The organism is Pannus brasiliensis CCIBt3594, assembly GCF_036688125.1.
In the GTDB taxonomy this organism is placed as follows: Bacteria; Cyanobacteriota; Cyanobacteriia; order Cyanobacteriales; family Microcystaceae; genus Pannus; species Pannus brasiliensis.
On sequence record NZ_JBAFSM010000049.1, the window covers coordinates 1 to 18570 of the forward strand.

Annotated in this window: 20 protein-coding genes; 7 read left to right on the forward strand and 13 right to left on the reverse strand. The window is 49.1% G+C overall.

The features are described from left to right. Positions 1-217: 217 nt before the first annotated feature. From V0288_RS19985 to V0288_RS19995, 3 genes are all read left to right on the forward strand, one after another. Positions 218-856, forward strand: coding sequence for a hypothetical protein (locus V0288_RS19985; protein WP_332866931.1), 639 nt, complete (start codon positions 218-220; stop codon positions 854-856). Positions 857-1312: 456 nt separating this feature from the next. Beyond that, on the forward strand, positions 1313-2215 hold the full coding sequence (locus V0288_RS19990; protein ID WP_332866932.1) for an ADP-ribosylglycohydrolase family protein: 903 nt from the start codon (positions 1313-1315) through the stop codon (positions 2213-2215). Between the two features lie 47 nt (positions 2216-2262). Then, positions 2263-2400 carry a hypothetical protein gene (locus V0288_RS19995; protein WP_332866933.1) on the forward strand — a complete coding sequence of 46 codons (138 nt, stop codon included), beginning with the start codon at positions 2263-2265 and terminating at the stop codon, positions 2398-2400. 91 nt (positions 2401-2491) lie between these two features. Here V0288_RS19995 and V0288_RS20000 read toward each other — a convergent pair whose 3' ends face one another. Next, positions 2492-3415: a hypothetical protein gene (locus V0288_RS20000; RefSeq protein ID WP_332866934.1), complete on the reverse strand. Its 924-nt coding sequence runs from the start codon at positions 3413-3415 to the stop codon at positions 2492-2494. Positions 3416-3755: 340 nt separating this feature from the next. Between V0288_RS20000 and V0288_RS20005 the strand changes: the two genes are divergently transcribed. Beyond that, positions 3756-3944 carry a hypothetical protein gene (locus tag V0288_RS20005; RefSeq protein ID WP_332866935.1) on the forward strand — a complete coding sequence of 63 codons (189 nt, stop codon included), beginning with the start codon at positions 3756-3758 and terminating at the stop codon, positions 3942-3944. Here the strand turns inward: V0288_RS20005 and V0288_RS20010 are convergent. Together V0288_RS20010 and V0288_RS20015 are read right to left on the reverse strand one after the other, a co-directional pair. After that, a complete protein-coding gene (locus V0288_RS20010; RefSeq protein ID WP_332866936.1) occupies positions 3933-4316 on the reverse strand; it encodes a hypothetical protein in 384 nt (127 codons plus the stop codon). The genes V0288_RS20005 and V0288_RS20010 overlap by 12 nt on opposite strands. A 200-nt stretch (positions 4317-4516) precedes the next feature. Further along, positions 4517-4927: a hypothetical protein gene (locus tag V0288_RS20015; protein ID WP_332866937.1), complete on the reverse strand. Its 411-nt coding sequence runs from the start codon at positions 4925-4927 to the stop codon at positions 4517-4519. Positions 4928-5056: 129 nt separating this feature from the next. On the opposite strand from V0288_RS20015, the gene V0288_RS20020 reads away from it, so the two are divergent. Genes V0288_RS20020 through V0288_RS20030 form a run of 3 tightly spaced genes read left to right on the forward strand, consistent with a single transcriptional unit; the run spans position 5057 to position 6466 of the window. After that, positions 5057-5725, forward strand: a complete 669-nt coding sequence (locus tag V0288_RS20020) for a crossover junction endodeoxyribonuclease RuvC (protein ID WP_332866938.1) — start codon at positions 5057-5059, stop codon at positions 5723-5725. Positions 5726-5774: 49 nt separating this feature from the next. Beyond that, a complete protein-coding gene (locus V0288_RS20025; RefSeq protein ID WP_332866939.1) occupies positions 5775-6095 on the forward strand; it encodes a hypothetical protein in 321 nt (106 codons plus the stop codon). After that, positions 6092-6466, forward strand: coding sequence for an aspartyl protease (locus V0288_RS20030; RefSeq protein ID WP_332866940.1), 375 nt, complete (start codon positions 6092-6094; stop codon positions 6464-6466). Before V0288_RS20025 ends, V0288_RS20030 begins: the two co-directional genes overlap by 4 nt. On the opposite strand, the gene V0288_RS20035 is transcribed toward V0288_RS20030, so the two are convergent. From V0288_RS20035 to V0288_RS20080, 10 genes are all read right to left on the reverse strand, one after another. Further along, a complete protein-coding gene (locus V0288_RS20035) occupies positions 6463-6822 on the reverse strand; it encodes a hypothetical protein (protein ID WP_332866941.1) in 360 nt (119 codons plus the stop codon). The genes V0288_RS20030 and V0288_RS20035 overlap by 4 nt on opposite strands. Beyond that, positions 6819-7808, reverse strand: a complete 990-nt coding sequence (locus V0288_RS20040; protein ID WP_332866942.1) for a tyrosine-type recombinase/integrase — start codon at positions 7806-7808, stop codon at positions 6819-6821. Before V0288_RS20040 ends, V0288_RS20035 begins: the two co-directional genes overlap by 4 nt. 378 nt (positions 7809-8186) lie before the next feature. Continuing rightward, positions 8187-8978: an RNA 3'-terminal phosphate cyclase gene (locus tag V0288_RS20045; protein ID WP_332866961.1), complete on the reverse strand. Its 792-nt coding sequence runs from the start codon at positions 8976-8978 to the stop codon at positions 8187-8189. A 241-nt stretch (positions 8979-9219) separates the two neighbouring features. After that, a complete protein-coding gene (locus tag V0288_RS20050) occupies positions 9220-10143 on the reverse strand; it encodes a DUF5602 domain-containing protein (RefSeq protein ID WP_332866943.1) in 924 nt (307 codons plus the stop codon). 111 nt (positions 10144-10254) lie between these two features. Further along, positions 10255-11457, reverse strand: coding sequence for a 4-hydroxybenzoate 3-monooxygenase (locus V0288_RS20055; protein WP_332866944.1), 1203 nt, complete (start codon positions 11455-11457; stop codon positions 10255-10257). A 21-nt stretch (positions 11458-11478) separates the two neighbouring features. Further along, positions 11479-13215: an NAD(P)/FAD-dependent oxidoreductase gene (locus tag V0288_RS20060; RefSeq protein ID WP_332866945.1), complete on the reverse strand. Its 1737-nt coding sequence runs from the start codon at positions 13213-13215 to the stop codon at positions 11479-11481. 122 nt (positions 13216-13337) lie between these two features. Continuing rightward, positions 13338-15965 (reverse strand): condensation domain-containing protein, encoded by a 2628-nt coding sequence (locus tag V0288_RS20065; protein WP_332866946.1) that lies wholly within the window; start codon positions 15963-15965, stop codon positions 13338-13340. A gap of 23 nt (positions 15966-15988) precedes the next feature. After that, entirely contained in the window at positions 15989-16252 is a 264-nt protein-coding gene (locus tag V0288_RS20070; RefSeq protein WP_332866947.1) for an acyl carrier protein, read from the reverse strand. 49 nt (positions 16253-16301) lie between these two features. Then, on the reverse strand, positions 16302-17840 hold the full coding sequence (locus V0288_RS20075) for a class I adenylate-forming enzyme family protein (RefSeq protein WP_332866948.1): 1539 nt from the start codon (positions 17838-17840) through the stop codon (positions 16302-16304). 62 nt (positions 17841-17902) lie between these two features. Continuing rightward, positions 17903-18490, reverse strand: a complete 588-nt coding sequence (locus V0288_RS20080) for a chorismate--pyruvate lyase family protein (RefSeq protein ID WP_332866949.1) — start codon at positions 18488-18490, stop codon at positions 17903-17905. Positions 18491-18570: the final 80 nt, after the last annotated feature.

Below are 18570 nucleotides of genomic sequence, written 5' to 3' on the forward strand. Positions count from 1 at the left end.
ATAGACTTACTATATTCTCTGATATTAAGTTTTGTTAAGCGATTCAACACTTCTGAAAACAGAGAATCGTGATTTATTACTTTATCTCGATCCCCACGACCCTACTTTACGAGAAATACGGGAACGGATCGATCAGCCTCATTTTAATCGATTGTTAGAGATATTGTTTAGAAATCTACAAATTAGTAATCGGAGAGATCAAGATTTTAATAATAAAATGGAAGCGTCTGTTATTTTAATGGGAAAATTATATAAATTTTTAAATTATTCCAATCTAGATAGATTCTTTCAACCATTAGTGCTTAAAAATGGATTAAGAAACCTTGGCTATGAATACTTACACTTTCTCGCCAGAGTTTCTGTCAATAAACAATTACAGATCGCTTACTTTAATCATTTCTCTCAAAGTTTATCTCGAAAAAACGGTCAACAACAGCCTTATTACACTTACGATAAGTATTTATGGGGATACAGTCGAATTCTATTATGGTATTCAGATTTTGATTTTTCTTTGTCAGAAATGAATTACCGAGAACATTTTACTCTAATCATCAACCATTTACACACTCTCGCCGTTAACACCCAAACAGAAGAATATAAAAGAAAGACAGGAGAATATAAAAGAAATGCTTTTCTAGCGCTAATATACTTACTTACTTTTCGTGAGCGAGATCCAGATTTCTGTACTGAAGATTCGCCAGAATATAGAAATGCTATCAGATTGATCGAGGGCTTTCGAGATCAAGAAATTCATCTGTCTTCGGTTATTTCCGATCAACCCGATCGATCTTTAAATCAGAACTTTAAAGAATTATTATTAGGACAGAGCGAGGGGAATCTTCTTGACATACCTTAAGAATACTGGAGAAACTCTCTAATGAGCGTTCGATCGCTATCCTGATTCTCAGGTAATAAGGATACTGAAACCTTTGGAATTCCGTGGGCAAGAAGCCCGAGAAAACCCTTAACCGAGAGATATTGGGTTTGCAGTTCCGAATAAACTGAGTAATTTCCGAGATAATTTATATCGGTAAACACTTTGGCTTCTGGAAAAATAAAATCCAGTTTTTTGTATCTAATAATTGTATTCTCGCCAATCTTTTAACAAAATTTTATTCTTTTTTTCAAAAGAATAGATTTGATGTATATCACCGCTTTAGTATTTTTTCCTGTATTGTAAAATATCGTCGAAGAAGGCGATCGGCGGGTTTTCAGTGAAAGCGCGTACTCCCTCCCGCCCCCTGTACGGGCGGGTTTGGAAACCCGATGTCTTCTTAACACACGATAATGGTTGAATTCCGCGCGGTTGTCTATGAACTCATTAGAAAGATTTCGAGGATGCTTGTTAGGACTGGCGACGGGGGATGCCGTGGGTACGACGGTCGAGTTCCGTCCCCGCGGTTCCTTTCCCCCCGTGACGGACATGAGCGGGGGCGGCCTCTTCGCTCTCGAACCGGGACAATGGACGGATGATACCTCGATGGCCCTGTGTCTCGCGACCAGTCTGGTGGAAACCGGCGGGTTCGACCCGATCGATCAGATGAACCGCTACCTCGATTGGTACGAGCGCGGTTATCTCGCCAGTACGGGAAGCTGTTTCGACATCGGTAACACGGTTCGGGCGGCCTTAGGACGATACCGGCTCTCCGGAAACCCGTTTAGCGGTTCGACGAATCCCCGTTCGGCGGGAAACGGCTGTTTGATGCGGCTCGCGCCGGTTCCGATGTTTTATTTCCCCGACCGCGAGCGCGTTTTACACTTCTGTGCCGAAAGTTCTCGAACCACCCACGGCGCGACGGAATGCGTCGAGGCCAGCCGTCTGTTGGGGGATATCCTCGCGAGGGTGTTATCGGGAGACGATAAGGACAAAATTTTTTTCAAGGGTGGAGCGGAAATTGTCCGATCGCCGGCACTCCGATCGATCGCGAGAGGCGACTATCGATCGAAAACCGTTGACGAGATCCGCGGGACGGGATACGTGGTGGAGAGTTTGGAAGCGGCTTTATGGTGTTTTTGGACGACGGACAGCTATAAGGACGCGATCCTCGCCGCTACCAATCTCGGCGATGACGCGGACACGACGGCCGCGATCTGCGGGCAGGTGGCCGGGGCGTACTACGGGGAATCGGCGATCCCCGCTCGCTGGCTGGAATCCCTCGCGATGCAAGACGAGATCGCCGGACTCGCCGATCGATTACACGCGACGGACGGGTAAGGCGATCGCCGGATTCAGCCTTTCCCTCTCGCGGTTTCCGAGAACCCTTGATTTTCCGTACCCCCATCCGGAAAGCGGGGGCTACTTTTTCTCGATCGAGAGAAGAGATTCCTTTTCGGTTCGATCGGGCTGGTGCGAACGGCGATCGGGTGGGGTTCGAGGGGTTACTTGCGGTGGAAGGCTAAAACGATAATTTTACGCAAGGTGGTTGAGTTGACGAGAGGAAACCCAACCTACAAGAGCGGCGATTATACTGCATATTTTAGGCCGTTTTCATTATTCAGGTTGATTCTGTTGATCCTTAGATCTCCTCCAAACCTGAGTAAGTTGATTTTCATTAGCATCAAGATACTGGCAAGCAACTGCTGTAAAGATGGAGCTACCTGACATTTTCACAGCACGATAAAGATCTTCAATATCTTTTAAGGAAATAGCTAATAGCTCACCTACTTTCTCTGTTTGGCTATCAATATGTTTAGTATGTTTAACGTACCCGCTATCAATCAATCCTCCATTGTGGATTATTATATGCCTTTTACGCTCGAAAATTTCTAGTATTCTTTCTTCCTCTTCTGGAATATTGAATTCTAGTTTAAAATAATCTTTTAAACTTTTGAAGCGTTCCTTAATAGTTTTACGCCAAGAAAGTTCATAAACAAGTTCTTCATTGAAGTGGGTTATCACATCCTGCAAATCTGAAAACTTTAGAACAGTGTTCAACAAAACTTGTTTATTTCTTTTTTTTAGTAATTCAGGATCTGATTTACACATAACTCGAATTGTATCGCTAAGAAATGCATCTAAATGAGCAAAATGCATAGCGACCGCTTGATACATAGAAAGTGGTGTAAATGAACCAAAAATATCAAGAGCTTCATTCTCTTTCAATTTGTCAAGATTAGCAGAAATAACCAAATCTATTGCGTATATAGCTAATTTTTCTGCCCTTGATGATGTCAATATTTCAATTTTTTGCTTCTCACTAGGCTCTAACTCAACCCCCTTCTCATTCGTCTCTAAAACATTATCATTATCCCAAGGTTCCAATTCGTCAAGTTCTTTCGATACTGCTTCAGTATTCTCAGCTTGCTTTGCTGCTTTAAGTAGGCTTGAAGATAAGGCAAGGTAGTTTTTGGATATTGGGTTCTTCAAATCTTTGGGAAGATTATTTGGAAAGTCGTTAAGTAACTCTGCTGCCACTATTGCAACAATCTGAGTTTGACTCAAGGATCGAAGAAAATTAAGATAAATGCGTTTGTAATCCTGTAGCAAAATAATATTTCCTCCAATTATTAACAGACAGGCGAAGAACTGTAAAATAGGATCGCTTTCGTTAAGGTTGAAGTGGCATGACTATGTATTACACAGATTTTTTCTATATAGAATCCCTTCGTGGCTATTTTTTAAGAATTTTTCTATATATCACCCTCAATGGGGATGATATATGGAAATTTTCCGTATAGTACGCTCCTAGGGATATTATACGGATTTCTCTACCGATCTGCTTGCAACAGCGCTACGCTCCCGCAACCACTCCACCATGACAGCGACAACCCGATCGCCGAATCCGTCGATCGCACCACCCGCCAGACTCTACAACCACACCGATCGAAGCACTCGAAGACCGGCTTCAAGCTCTTTCCCGCGGGAGCGATCGCACCGGTTTTACCCGATCGACGCGTCGGGAGTCCGGCGATCGAGGCGCGAAACCCGACACTTATCTCGTTAATTTTACGGGAGGTTGTCGGGTTTCCTCGCGGAACACGCGACCTACCACAGCGACGATCGCACTACTCGTCCCCGTTCTCTCGGGAGCGAGGCGCCGTCGCGGGCCGATCGAACCCCGTTCTCGATCGAACCCTAAAATTTCGATCGCGCGTCCGAAACCCCGGTCGATGCGAGGTGATCTTTTTGGGAATTCTCTCGATCGAACGCTCGTTAGAGAGCCGACCCGAAACGCCGTAAATCTAGCGTACACTAGATTCACGCCCAATCCCCGTCCCCCCCTCACCAACCCCGTACCGAATTTCAACGAACAAGACAGACTCGCTTGTAATGGGGAAAGATTAAAGGGCAAAGGGAAAAGGTGGACGAAATTCAATACTTCTCGGATAGCGTGATTTCCCCATTCACGAGAATCCTGAAACCCTTGGGATTCCGTAGGCGAGAAGCCTAGAAAAATCTTTAACCGAGACGTATTGGGACGGGATTCGCCTTTCCCTTTTCCCCCACCCGTATCCGGGCGAGGGACTACAGAAATTCGGGATCAGACCCGCCTCGAAGGGAAATTTTCAATAAGAGCTATTTCAGCGCGTCTAGAACCTTCGGATTCGTGATTTCCTTTTCGGACGCGAGAAATTGGAAAAATTTCCTCAACGCCACTTTGAGATCGTTATCGGTCGCCGAATCTAACACCTTACGCTTATACCAGCTCCGGAAATGGCTATTGACCATCCCTCTCGTGATCTCCGAGATCTCTTTCACATCGGTATACCCGCAGATGAAATCGATAAAAAGGCCGACTATCCCGGTGTGTTTCCTGACCGTTTTCGCAACGTACTTCCCGGCTAAAAACTTCTCGAACTCTCGATTGAGTCCCTCTAGAAGCTCCCGGAAAGGGGCGGTCTCCCTCTCCGCTTCCTCTAGTGCCTGTAGGTATTCTTCAAATCGGTCGGCGGGAATGACAACTTTTCCCGAGAATACTTTCGCCATCTTTCCACCTAGATGATTGTCTTTCGATTTTTCTCTCTTTTTAGCCGATCGAACCGGTCGCGAGAAGATTACCGAACCCCCGTCCGTCCGCTACTTCGGTGAACTCGGTTTCTAGTGTACACTAGATTCATGCCGAATCCCCGTCCCCCCCTCACCAACCTCAGACCCCAGGCCCCGAAGTGGTCGCACCAACCGACCCTCGCGATCCGCGTCCCCGAGGTCTTCCGGGAAGAGATCGCCGAATTCGCCCGAAAACTAGATAACGGGGAATCGATCTCCCCCGAACCCCCGACGAAAACCATCCCCTCTCTATCTCCCGCGGTCTGGCTCGGCATCAAACCGAGTATTAGCCAAGTGGGTTGGGCTGTCTTAGAAGGTGACACCGAACGCACCGAACCCCGTTTAGTGGATTACGGAACGATCGTCACAGCCCCCACCGATCCCCTCTCGAAACGATTGGCCGAGATCGACGCGGATCTAAGCGCCCTATTGGAAGAGTTCCGCCCCGGCCACGTCGCGATCGAAGCGCCCTTCATCAGTAGTGAATTTCCGAGCGGGAGGAAAACCTTGCAGGCGATCGGGGTGATCAACGCAACGATCTATCGGACTTGCCGTTTCTCACCGCTTAACCTCTATACGGCACAGTGGAAAAGCCACCTGGATTCCCCGAGAGCGGAGAGAGCCGACATCGCCGCTATCTTGGAGAGTTTGTTCGATTTCAAACACCTCCCCGTGAACGCGGCCGTCGATGCCACGGCGATCGCTTACGCCGCTTGGTGCGGGGTCGGAAGTGTCTAAATTCAAGAACCTACAGGCTAAAATAAATCTAAAAGCGACAGGTCTCACTATGAATCCGAAAATCGCCCGTAAAGTCGCCCCCGGAGAGCCACTTTTTCCCGATCGCCCCCGCCCCACGCGGTTCGAGAGCGACAAACGCGCCGGGGAAAATCAAGCTTTCGCCGAGCGCTGTCGGGCGATCTTTTGGCGCGTCGCCCCCGAACTGAGGGAAAACTACCCGGATTGGTACATGATTATCGAACCCGATAGCGGCGAGTATTTCCTCGACCCTGACGAGATGACCGCCCTGAGAAAGGCCAAAGAGAAATACCCGACCCCCCGGCTCTACGCGATGCGCCTCAACGAGACGGGAGCCTGCGGGAGAATATGAGCGCGGGGTTTTTCGGTGACGACGGTGAACTCTATTTCGATCTCGACTTAATTACCGGCTCCGGGGAGATCATCACGGTGAGCTCTTTACTGGATACGGGCTTTACCGATTGGCTCGCCCTGAACGTTCAGGACGCGGAAGAACTCGAATGGACGCTTCTAGAAAGAAGGGAGATGGCGACCGCTCCCGGAGAAGGTGAATTTTTTATCTACGAGGGAAGAGTCGTTTTCGACGGCGAGGAATCGATCGTGCCCGTCGTTGTCGGCGACGGGATCTCGGGGGTTCTACTCGGTTTGAAATGGTTGGACGAACGGAGGCTAATCGTCGATCGAAAGAAAAATCGATTGATTTTAGAACGGAGCGACGATTAATGCCCTCTCCAGTAGGCCTCGATCTCCGCCGCTATCTCCTCCTCCGTTATCTCCCCGATACCGGGTAGGGCGCGCGTTCGCTCGCCTAACTCCCTTAATTGTCGGGTCAGTTCCCGTCGGATCGGGTCGTTCGCTCGCTCTCTAGCCCGGTCCCGTTCGGACCGGAATCTTTCTAACCTCGCGGCCAGCCGGTCTCGCGCCGATTCCCCCGACCCGATCGCTACCTCCCCTCTCTCCCTTTCCCGCGGGAGTTCCGGCGCCTCGGCGACCACCTCGTCCGCGGACGCGTACCTCCCCGTCCCCGGTCGCGCGAACCGTTTCCCTTCCGCGTCGAGCGCGATCCGCGTTCGAGTCATCTTTCCTCCCCGTCTCCCCCGAATCTCTCCGGCGAGCGGTCGAGCGCCAGCTTCCGTACCGCTTCCCGCCCGATCTCCTCTCCCCTTCTATCGTACCGCGCGGTCGTGGCGGGGGACGCGTGGCCGGCGAGCTTCCCCACCGTGACGATATCCACCCCCGCGTCGAGCAGATCGGAACAGAACGTCCGCCGGAAATCGTGGGGACTGAACGGTTCCAACCCCGCGAGCGCCGCCCGGCGGTTCAGCATCCGCCAGATCGAGTCCGGATTCATCCGCGCGATCTCCAGATGTCCCCCGCGACGGACGCGACAGAACAGGGGGCCCGAGCGATTCCCCCGTAGTGCCAACCACCGTTCCACGAGAGTGCCGACCTCGGGCGATAGGTAAACCCGCCGGCTTTTACCCCGTTTTCCCTTACGGATTAATACTTCCCCCGCGGCGAGATTTAGGTCACCCCGATCGAGGCCGACCAACTCCGCGCGGCGCAATCCCGTCCCCCGCAGGAGAGCGACGATCGCCGCGTCCCTCACATCGAGGGGGGTCGCCCCCCGGCAGGTAGCCAACAGAGCGGAAATCTCCCCCGTGTCGAGGGAACGTCCCCTCGGCTCGGTCGTGGCGTTGACCGAGGGGAGATCGATCGCTCTTCGGTAATCTTCGGCGGACATCAGTTCCAAGCGTAAAGCCTCCAAAAGAACGCGGCGGAGGGCGGAGAGCATTTTATTGACCGTTACCGGGGCGAGATCGCGTAACAGGGCGACCCGGACGGCCGCTGTGTGGCGGTAGCGGAGTTTCGACCAATCGAGGGTCAACGCGTCGCACTTTCCGTCGGTCAGAAGGGAGGCGATCCGATCGAGGGAGTAGCGGATCGTGCGGCGGGAGCCGGCGCTCAGACCCGCCAGATAGACCCCCGCGGGGTGAAGGGTTAGGGGAACCGGGGCGGCGAGGCGGAGGTCTTCCGGCCCGCGGGTTTCGAGCCGTGATGGCATAAATAGGTCGTGCAAGAAGACATTCTCACGATCTATTCTCCCCCGCCCCTTCCCCCCCCTCTCGTTAAGTTTTGTTGTGTCGGTTGGTCGGGCAAGCGGACTAAGTGAAAATCGTGCGGAGGGGGTGAAAACGCCCCACGTCCCGCGAGCGGGAGGCGCGGGCAACGCCCTAGCGGGGCGCGCCGGCGAGCGTCCCGCTTCCGACCCGCTCCCGGGGCGGGTAGAATTCGGGGGGAGGTCGGGAAAAGCCGGACGGTACAACGGACGGGGGACGGGTCGGAAATTTTCCCGCGCCCCCGCTACAGCGCGCGGGAATTTTCCCGTAGTCCGCTTAAAAGTTGGGAATTTTTCACTCCCCCCGCTTGCCCGACGGCCGACTTATCGAGCCGGGGTGACGGTAACGATCCGATCGCCCGGCTCGATCGCCACGGTCGCGATCTCGAAACTTTCGATCACCCGCGCGTTCGTGGTGAGATGGGAGGTGATCGTTTCCACCCGATACCGACTCGATCCGGAGGCTAACGCGAGCGGTAACAGGATCTGATCGGCGAGATGGCGATCGATCGGCGCGTCGGTCGCGTGGAAGGAGAGAAAATCCTCGCAAGCTATTTCCGCCACCCGTTCCGCGGGGAGTCCCAATTTTCCCAACGCGCTAAAACCGGCGACACTTTCCCCGTATTCCGCGCCGAGAAAAATCGCCGCGCCGGGCCCGATACTAGAAGCTTTGTCCGATCGAACTTTCGCGTCGATCCCCGATTCCCGCAGGACATCCATCGCCCGGCCCGCCATCCGTCGGGCGATACTCTCCGGCAATTCCGTGACGATCGATAAACCGCGTACCCCCCGGAAGGCGCCGCGTTCGAGTAGTTGCAGTCCCCGCGGCCGGGACGAGCGCCCTCTAACCCTTAGTTCCGCTTCCCCGTTGCCCCGAGGGTACCATCCCCACGCCCGTAACTCGACTCCCGCGTCGATCCCCATCCGTTCCAACATCGGCAGGTACACCCGCTCGATATAGGTCATTGACGGACTCCAGGGTACGTGTGTCCCTCCCCGAAGGAGGACGGTAGAATCTCCTTCCACCATCGCGAGCGGCGGCAGAATCGTTTGAAGGGCGTTGCTTAGGCGTTGCTTATATGTGGTATGAATTTCGTTTTTCGCGATATACCCGATCTCTTGAGCGGTCGGGTTTTTTCGTCTCGCACCTTTCGAGTATCATACCCCCGTTCAGCAACGCCAAAAGTTTTAGTGGCACGGCACCGCAGGATTGCTGTTGGCACGTCTAGTGGATTTTGAATCGCTGTTTAGGACATAAAAACCTCCATGCTTGGTTGTTGGTGGATGTTTTGGTCAATAGGATGATGGCAAAGTACCTACCCATAGCAAAGTGAAAAATGCCATAGATATCTGATGCCTAGAAGAGTTCAGTTTTAAGGCACTTGGAGAGCAAGCGTACTCCCACTCCCATAGCAGCTAACAGAAGCAAGCTGAAAGCTGAGTTGGGTTCTGGGACAACTGTTGCCTGGCGGAAGACAAAATTGCTCAAGGTCACAGAATAGGTGTTGGCTGCTGGATCATGGAACATACCGTAGGTCGTCGGGTAATATCCTTGCGTCCCATAATAGTCTGGCAGCGAGATGGAATAAGTACTATTTAACCCAGGAGTAAAAAATGCTTTCGTCACCATTGGTTCCCAAAAGATAACATTCCTGTGGTTGACTCCATAAATCCACGTCTGGGTAAAGGGTTGATTGTTAGGGGGCGGCTGTAGTTCCGGTGCGGTTAGATTTACCCAATGTTGTCCCATCCGGGGTTCGGAAGCTCCAGGCGGACCGAAAAACGTTGGTGGCAGGAATCCTGGCGGGGGTGCGGCCGTACTATCCGGTTCGGTACCAGTAATGGCATGGCGTGTTTCCGGCGAGATCATGTAGAAGTGAACGTCAAAGTGGGGGGTGTCATAAACTTGGAAGGGAAAATGCCCGTGAGGATTCCAGTTAAAACCCATGTGATTGAAAGGAGTTAAGGAAAGAACCTCTTGCGGAAACGGTAACTCCCACTCAAAGCTATGGTTGTCACTGCCATCAATGAGTTGGCCTTTCCAAACGCCAGGAGGAGCGGGATCGTTATCCGTTGGCAAATTGTCTAGGGCGGAGGCGGTAAAAGTGACCCCGATCGCTAGTGGTTGACCGAGATCGTCGGTTAAATCGCCCCAGACGTAGAGGCTGCCATTACCGATGTTTTGGGGCGTTCCCGCAAAGCGTTGTACGGCTTGAGCTTGTCCGGCAGTTCCGAGAACTAGTACCAGGGAACTTGCCATCAACCCTAAAGTCTTGTTCATGGGTGATAAATCTCCAGGAATCGCGAATTTTAGTGGTATCATGAAAACCTCCTAAATTGATCAAGAATGGAAGCGAAAGCCAGAGTTAAGTCTAGGCTCACTTACCGACGCTCAGACAATGCCGACATAGTTTCTGGCAAAGTTTTGGGCGAAGGTTGGCGAAGTTTTCAATTGGGCTAATTTCGCCTCGCCTAATTTTTGTAGGAAGCGCACGTCTTCGGTGTTACTTCCTTCGGGCAGGTGAACCATGTTTAACAGGTTGTAGGAAAATTCCTGCGCCCTCCAGATGTAAGGGAGGCGGATTTGGGAATAGCGATCGAGATAGGAAAGAGCGTGGTTTTCTAGATAGTAACCGATCAGGGTTTCTGCTAACACTGCCCCATCCTGTACCGCTAAATTTAACCCCTTGCCTCCCATCGGGGTAATAATGTGGGCGGCATCGCCCGCCAGTAATAATCGCCCGTATTGCATCGGCTCCATGACATAGTTGCGTAACTCCATCATCCGCTTCTGCAAGATTTCCCCCTGATTGAGATTCCATCCCTCTTGAGCCAATCTTTTCTGTAAGTTTGCCCAGATGCGATCGTCAGTCCAATCTTCCAGTTTGTCAGCCGGGGGAATTTGTAAGTAGTAACGGGTGATCTCGTTATTGCGGCGTAGATGTGCCGCGAAACCGTCGGGGTGTACGCCGTAGATGGCACCGGGGGCGGAAGGCGCGGCGGCAACTAGAATAGCCAGCCAGCAATAGTTGTATTGTTTGCTGTAGGTAGTGACCGCTTGGGGAGGAATGGATTGGCGGGCAAGCCCGTGATAGCCATCGCAGCCGGCCAGAAAATCGGCTTCAATGGTGACTGTCTTTTTGCCATCCGAGTCGTAACATTCCAGGGTAACGCCAGCTTCGCTTTGGACGATTTTTTTGCCTTCCCAGTGGTAGAAGATTTTGCCCCCGGCAGCTTGGTATTGTTGGATTAAGTCGTCATTGAAATCGCTTTGGGGATAAACATAGTGCAAGTCTCCCCCACTTAAAGCCCCGTAGTCAAAGGTAATACTGCCACTGGGATAGCGAAATTCGCACGAACCCTGAGTGTAGCCATTTTTCAGGAGAGTAGCCGCCAAGTCGTGCTTTTCGAGCAGTTGAACAGTCGTGCTTTCTATCGCACCCGCTCGCCCTCTGGCATAGATTTCCTCGCGGTTGTATTTATCAATGATGATGCAGTCGATGCCATTTTTTAGGAGGATATTACCTAAGACAATTCCGGCAGGACCTGAACCTAAAATACAGACTGATGTTTTTAAGGCTGTTTCGGTATTCACGTTCTCAATCCTCTCCTAGCACTAAACCGTAACCAGTTCTTTAGTTACTGAACTGTCCGTTGGATTAAATTGAATGATCTGGCGCATTTGTGCCATCATGGGACGCAAATCACGAGGCTTGGTTGTCGGACGGAAAAGCCGATCAATTTCCCATCGTTCGGGATCTAAACTAATCGCCCAAGCGTTTAACCAAACATTATCTGAAAACTGGGCTAATTTTTCGGGCATGGTGTCTTCCAAGGCTAATAAAAACATCACTTGTACCAGTTCTTCAAAAAGTTGGATGCTGGCTAGGTGGTCATCAATTAGCTCTTGCTCGGTTTTATTGGATTTTAAATTGCGAGTTCGCAATTCGCTGACAAAAGGTATTTTCAGGTAATCAATGAACTCAAAAGAACCCCGCCGCTGTGATTTTGCCAACCAATCCCGGAAAAATTGATTCATTCGATGAGATAATAGGAAAAATTCTCCCGTTCCCTTGCGAACTTTAACTCGTTTGCTTGGCTCAAGAAATAACATATTAAACATTAAGGGCGCACTAAAAGCCCAAGCAGTTAAAACATCCCAGAGGAACTTCATTGTCATTACCGTCTCGTTGCCAAAACATAGATAAGTACCATGAATGTGGGAGGTGACACTCTCGTTGTAGGAGATCAGAAAACGATTGGCTTCATCTACTGTTTTTTGAGTTAGCTGACCTTGGCGATCGAGTTCGATCATCTGAGTAATGAGAGAATTGCCAAAGCCAATTAAATCAGTTCCAGGAGAATAAAATGGATCGGCAAATACCCCGGCGACTCCCACACAAGCCCAACGATTTAGGGAAAATACCTGCTTGGAAGAGTAAGTATATTGAGGGATTTTCTCAAAATCTATTGGCGGTTTGTTTTTGAGCTGATGCGCTACTGCTGGCTCGTGTTTTTCTAACCATTGAAATGCTTTTTCATAGGTATGATACGTGCCAAAAGGATGGACATTTTCATGAGTGACTATTCCCAAACTTGTGTAGCCGCTAGAGAGAGGAATAATCCAAACCCAATATCCTTCTCCACACAAGTGATTCGTCGAGAAATAGCGAATTTTTTCAGGATCTCGCTGATGCCATTCCCGTTCGGTCTCGGGCACGAAATCATTGACATCGAAGCGCCCTTCCACACGGAACCAGACAGCACTGAATTCAGATTCAAAAGGTTTAGCTAAACCCAATTTCTTTTGCAATAAACGGCGACGGCCTGTCGAGTCAATCACCCAACGAGCGTTAAGAATTCGAGTTTCTTTCTCCTCTCGTTGGCTGTAAACAACTTGATGGGGTGTTACCGAATCTGATGCCAATTCGATATCTTTAATTTGACAATTTTCTAATAGTTCGATGCCCGCATCAAGATTAAATTGGCGCAGATCGCTTTCAACTACACCCCTGTCTATTTGATAGGAATAAGGCGGATGAAATTCAAAAATGCCAATTTCTGGTCGCTTGTGAAAATCCCCGGTTGTGTCGCCGAGAAAATAGCGGAATCCGAGTTTATGAAAGTGATTATTTTCAAAGTAATCGGTCAGTTGAAGGACATTAGCTAGGTAATAAGCACCTACTTCAACAGTTGATTCCCCGACTTTAAAACCAGCTTGAGGCAAGGGGCGAGCGAGTCTATCTAAAAGCACAATTGATAGCTCCGGCATTTTCAATTTTAATTGTCGCGCTAGAGTCAATCCGGCTAAGCCACTACCGCAAATTGCCACGTCATAAATTTTGTCATTCATGGGAATTAATCTCCTGTAGATTTTTGAGTTTTGTAGAATTTTGAGTCTTGAAGGTAGAATTTCGAGCCTTGGATGTACAGGGATCTGGAAATTCTTTTTGTCTCTTGCCTCTTGCCTATGATTTATTGGCTTAGACAAGCCTTTAAGGTAGCGGCGAGAGTGGAAACGTTGGGGGAGTCAAAAATAGAATAATGATTCCCCGGCACGTCATAAATTTCCAAGCCGCCGACGGCTAAATCTCCCCAACCGTGCCGAGAATCGCGGATATACCAATCTTCAGCGGTAGGCAAATAGGGTTTAGTAAAATTGGCCGGTTCTTTTGCCCGTAAGAGTACGACGCGATCGGGGTAAACCTGGGGATTATAAGCCCATTTCGCCCGCCTATTCGCCTCCATGACCAAAGCACGGCAGAGATGATGGGGGAGAGTGCGCCCCAGACGCGAGTAAAAGTGACAGAGTATCTCTTGTAGCTCGCGCCGCCCCAATTCCTGCAACTCGGCCAACAAAGCCGGAGAAAATCCCAAGCGCGATAGATAAGTCAGATAATGTTGTTGCCGGAAACTCAGGCGCGGGAAGGCGGTTTTATGGAAACTGTCAAACAGTACCAATACCGCCACTTCTTCTCCTTGTTGCCGCAGTTGCTGTGCCATCGCAAAGGCGATCGTACCGCCCATAGAATTCCCCCCCAAAAAATAGGGGCCTCGGGCTTGAATCGTGCGAATTTCCGAGAGGTAGTGTGTCGCCATTTCTTCAATAACGGAGCGGGGGGCTTGCTTCCCATCTAAACCTCGCGCTTGTAACCCGTAGAAAGGGCGATCGCCAGTGAAATGCCGAGCCAATTCCCGCAAGTTAAGCACATTGCCCTGTTGTCCGTGGATGCAGAAGAAGGGCGGTTGACTACCACTGGTTTGCAAAGGGACTAAAGATGACCAACTCGGGACAGTTTCCGAGCTAATTGTCCGGGCTAGTCGCTCGATGGTGGGAGCTTCCAGCAGGGTAGAGAGAGGCAAAGTTTTGCCGAAAGCCTGTTCGATTTGGACAAATAGGCTCATCGCCAGTAAAGATTGCCCGCCCAACTCGAAAAAGTTATCCCGAATACCAACGGATTCGATGCCTAAAATCTGACACCAAAGTTGGGCGAGTTTAAGTTCGATCGCGTTGCGGGGGGCAATGGAGCTACTTGAGGGAGTATTTTTAATAACAGGCTCTCTTGACGGTTGCCGTGAACGCAATCGCTCTTTTTCAGCTTCACTTAAGGGTAACAAAGATGATACGGATTGTTCGGGATTGGCAACTACATTTTCTAGAATTAGCTGATATTGTTCTAGCATTCGAGCGATAGTCTCTTCCGAAAATAAATCCCCGTCATATTTCAGTACCGCCGCCAGAGATTCCCCTTCTTCAATTAAATAGAGATAGAGGTCAAAATCTACCGTCTCGCTATCAAGCTCCAACCTCGTTACCGTCAGCCCCGACAATTGCAAAGTGTGAATGGCTGTATTCTGGAGGGCAAACATTACTTGAGACAAGGGAGTTGCCAACAATTGACGGGAATTGAGCAACTGTTGAATCGGTAAATCTTGATGGGCAAAAGCCCCAGAAGCCCCCCGGCGCACTTGAGCCAACAACTCCCGAAAACTGGCCGTCCCGTCGATGGAAGTTCGCAGGATGAGCAGGTTGACAAAGTAACCGATTAAACCTTTAATTTCCTGACGGTTGCGATTAGCAATGGGGCTACAGACAAAAATGTCATCTTGTTGGCAATAGCCGTGCAACAGTACCTTAAAGGCTGCCAGCAGGGTAGGGAAAAGAGTAGCCCCTTCCCGGCGGCTGAAAGACTTGATAGCTCGCACCAATTCCCCTGGCAAAACCAGCTTTCGCGAGGCGGCGCGCCCTCTAGTCGGGGCAGTTGTCACTTGCTCGGGCAACTTGAGCGGCTCGAGGTTTTTGTCGAGTTGCCCCTGCCAGTAGTTGAGAAGTACCTGCTGGAATTCCCCTTGCAACAACTGGCGCTGCCAGACAGCAAAATCGGCATACTGTACAGGAAGTTCGGCAAGAGGAGAAGGATTTCTTTGACAGAAGGCTTCGTAAAGAGCCGCCAATTCTTGAAAGAGGACTCCCTTCGACCAAGCATCAATGGCGATGTGATGTACGGTTAACAGTAACAGGTGTTTCTCCTCCTCAAGTTGGATGAGTAGCCCGCGCCACGGGGGTACCTCGGTCAAGTCGAAGGGTTGCTGGATTTCCTGCCTCATTAGCTCGATCGCCTCGGTTTCCCGCCACCCCTCTGCATCTTCCCCGCCCTTTAGAGGGGTTGGGGTGTGGGGCAAAGCTCGCCAATCGAGGCTAACTAAGTTGAAGGGCAGGGGAGGATGGATGACTTGCACCGGTTTTCCTTCCACCAGGGCAAAAGCTGTCCTCAGTGCCTCGTGCCGCCGCAGGATTTCCGTGAGGCTCCGCTCCAAGGCGGGGCGATCGAGTTTTCCGATCAGGCGAAATCCGAGAGGAATGTTGTAAGCCGCCGCTTTACTCGGTTGTAATTGTTGCAGAAACCAGAGCCTTTCTTGAGGATAGGAAAGGGGTAAGGCATTCTGACGGGAAACGGGGATTAAGGGAGGAGCCTGCTTCTGCCAAGTCATGATAGTTTGCAGGGCTTTCCAGAGTTCTTTTTGAGCCGCTCCTGTTTGACCGAGAGATTCCCCGGCAACCGGATCGACTTTTTGGGGCGGTGTTTCTAGTTGATTGACCATTTTAATCATTCAAAATTCACAATTCAAAATTGAACAATTTTTTTCTTTTCCTCAACCATCGCCACAATCGCGGTGACGTTTTGAAAGTTCTCGAAGCTGATTTCACTGGGATCTAACTCAATATTGAAGGTATCTTGCAGTCGAGAAACTAAGGTCATTGCATTAATAGAATCTAGACCCAAGCTAAAAATATCTAAGCCATTCTCCAAGTCTTCTTGGGTAACATCGGGAAGAACTTCGAGAATTAATTGGCGAGTTTGGGCTTGAATATCTACAGTAGTAATCATGATTCTCCTTATCTCTCTTTTGAGATTGGTAATTTTGGATGAGAAAAGCTTACACCAATTCCTTTCTGAGAATTTTCCCTAAAGGACTCTTAGGAATTTCAGGTCGAAATTCGATAATTTTGGGTATTTTAAATTCCGCCAATCGCTCTTTACAAAAGGAAAAAATTTCTGCCTCGGCACAAGTTTCTTGGTGTTTTTTAACGAGAACAGCTTTAACGAGTTCTCCAGCATAATCTCCCTTAACTCCGACGACAACAGCTTCTTGAATTTTGGGATGATTGCCGAGAATTTCTTCAACTTCTAAAGGATCGACTTTACGACCTCCCGTATCAATTAATAGTTTCTTGCGCCCGGTTAAATAAAGCCGCCCCGCTTCATCTTTTTTGCCGAGATCGCCAGTCCAAAAATAACCATTTTTAAACGCTTGTTGATTGAGTTCCGGCAGATTAGAGTAACCTGAAGTGAGGGAAGGACTTTTAATAACGATTTCCCCAACCATTCCCGTGGATAATTCTCGTCCCTCTTCATTGACAATTTTAATTTCAACATTGTTCAGGGCAAAACCAACAGAAGCTTGAGTGATTTCGTAGTCACTCTCTAAATTAATTGCCATCGATCCCGCTTCAGTACAGCCATAAAGTTGGCGAACGGGAATCCTAAATCGTTGCCAGAATTTTTGAGCGATTTCTTGAGGCAAAAAATTACCTGCCGAAAAAGATAGTCTCAAATTAGACAGGTCAATTGACCGATCTTCAGGAGCTTCTGCTAGGGTATTAAAAATGTAAGGAACGGCAGGAAAAATAGTGATTTTCTCCTTTTGCATCAGTTCCAAAATACGAGGGCGGCGAAAGACAAAAGGAACCTCGATGGGCGTGCCATCCTTTTGCAAAACTTGTTCGAGAATAACTAGAGTCGCTCCCGTACAAGTGGCGGCTAGTAGGCAATTACCTAAACCGTGAGCGTGGTAGAGAGGCACGGTACATAAAATCTTATCTGCCGGGCTAATCTGGGTAGTTTCTGTAAAGTTTTTTACTTCATGATAGAGGTGGCTTTGGGTGCGGCAAACCCGCTTGGGAAGTCCGGTAGATCCCGAAGAATATTGATAGAGTAAGTCTCCAGAAAACGGATAGTTTTCTTCCCTTTCTATACTAGTTAGATCGGTGAGAATTAAATCCTGAAAATAGTGAGTTTCAGGTTCAACTCCATCAATAACGATTAATTCGATCTTCCGATCGAGTTTAGCGATCGCTTGACGACAAATATCCAGCCGTTTCCGATCCGTAATAATTGCTCGAGTATAACTCTCATTTAAACAGTAGCTTAATTCCTCACCTTTAAAGAGGTGATTTAAGGGAAGAGCGATCGCCTTCAAGCGAGCGATAGCATGGAAACTAAAGACAAATTCGGGGCAGTTAGGTAAAAGCAAAGTAACACAATCACCTTGTCCGATTTTCAGGGAAATTAAACCCTGACTTAATCCCTCAACTGTCGAGTTAAGTTGTTGATAGCTCATCCTCAATCGATCGCAGACAAGTGCTATCTGGTGAGGGAATTTTTTTGCCGTTTGCTGAAATAATTCGGCTAACATCTAGACACCTCATACTTTGATAATTTCAGAAATACTCAATCTAGGTTTGATTCTAAGAAAGTTCAGAAAGCTCGGTTAAAATAGCTCTCTGGAAATTTCTCAGTAATCATCATGGTATACTTCCGGTTCGAGAGTACCCCATAGGTACGAAAGAGCAAATTATCTTCGGGATCGATATCGAAATAATTCGCTAATTCTCGAGCAGGCTCTTTACCGGTTTCAAAATTCTCTTTGAAAATCTCTACTTTATTTTCGAGCCAGATTTTGCCGATGGGTTTCTTAGTTTTCAAAAGTTCATGGCGCATCCGTTTATCTAGCCGTTCTAGGGCAATTATAGACTCAGCGTAAATATAATTGCGACCACTAATTCCTCCTTGCAATAAAATTTTACGATCGATTATTGAAGAACCTAATTCTAATTGCATCGATAAAATTTCCCAGTTTAATTGCGTCACTTCTTCTGTCAATTTTTTGACCTTAATCGGTTCTCCCGCATAAATTTCAACCAGATCGGTAATCGTGCCATTGTTAGTGAGCAAAATCTTCTGGAAGGTACTGAGTAAAGTCGGTTCAACATAACGCTTGCGAGGAAACTGGAAATCCTGGCTAAAAAGAGGAATGGGAGTTACTCCCGTAGTTTGAGCTTGCATTTGAATTGTCCTCATAGCTTCCAATAAAGTCGATTAAATCTAGGGTAGACAATGCCCACTATCACTAAGATTGCTAATTT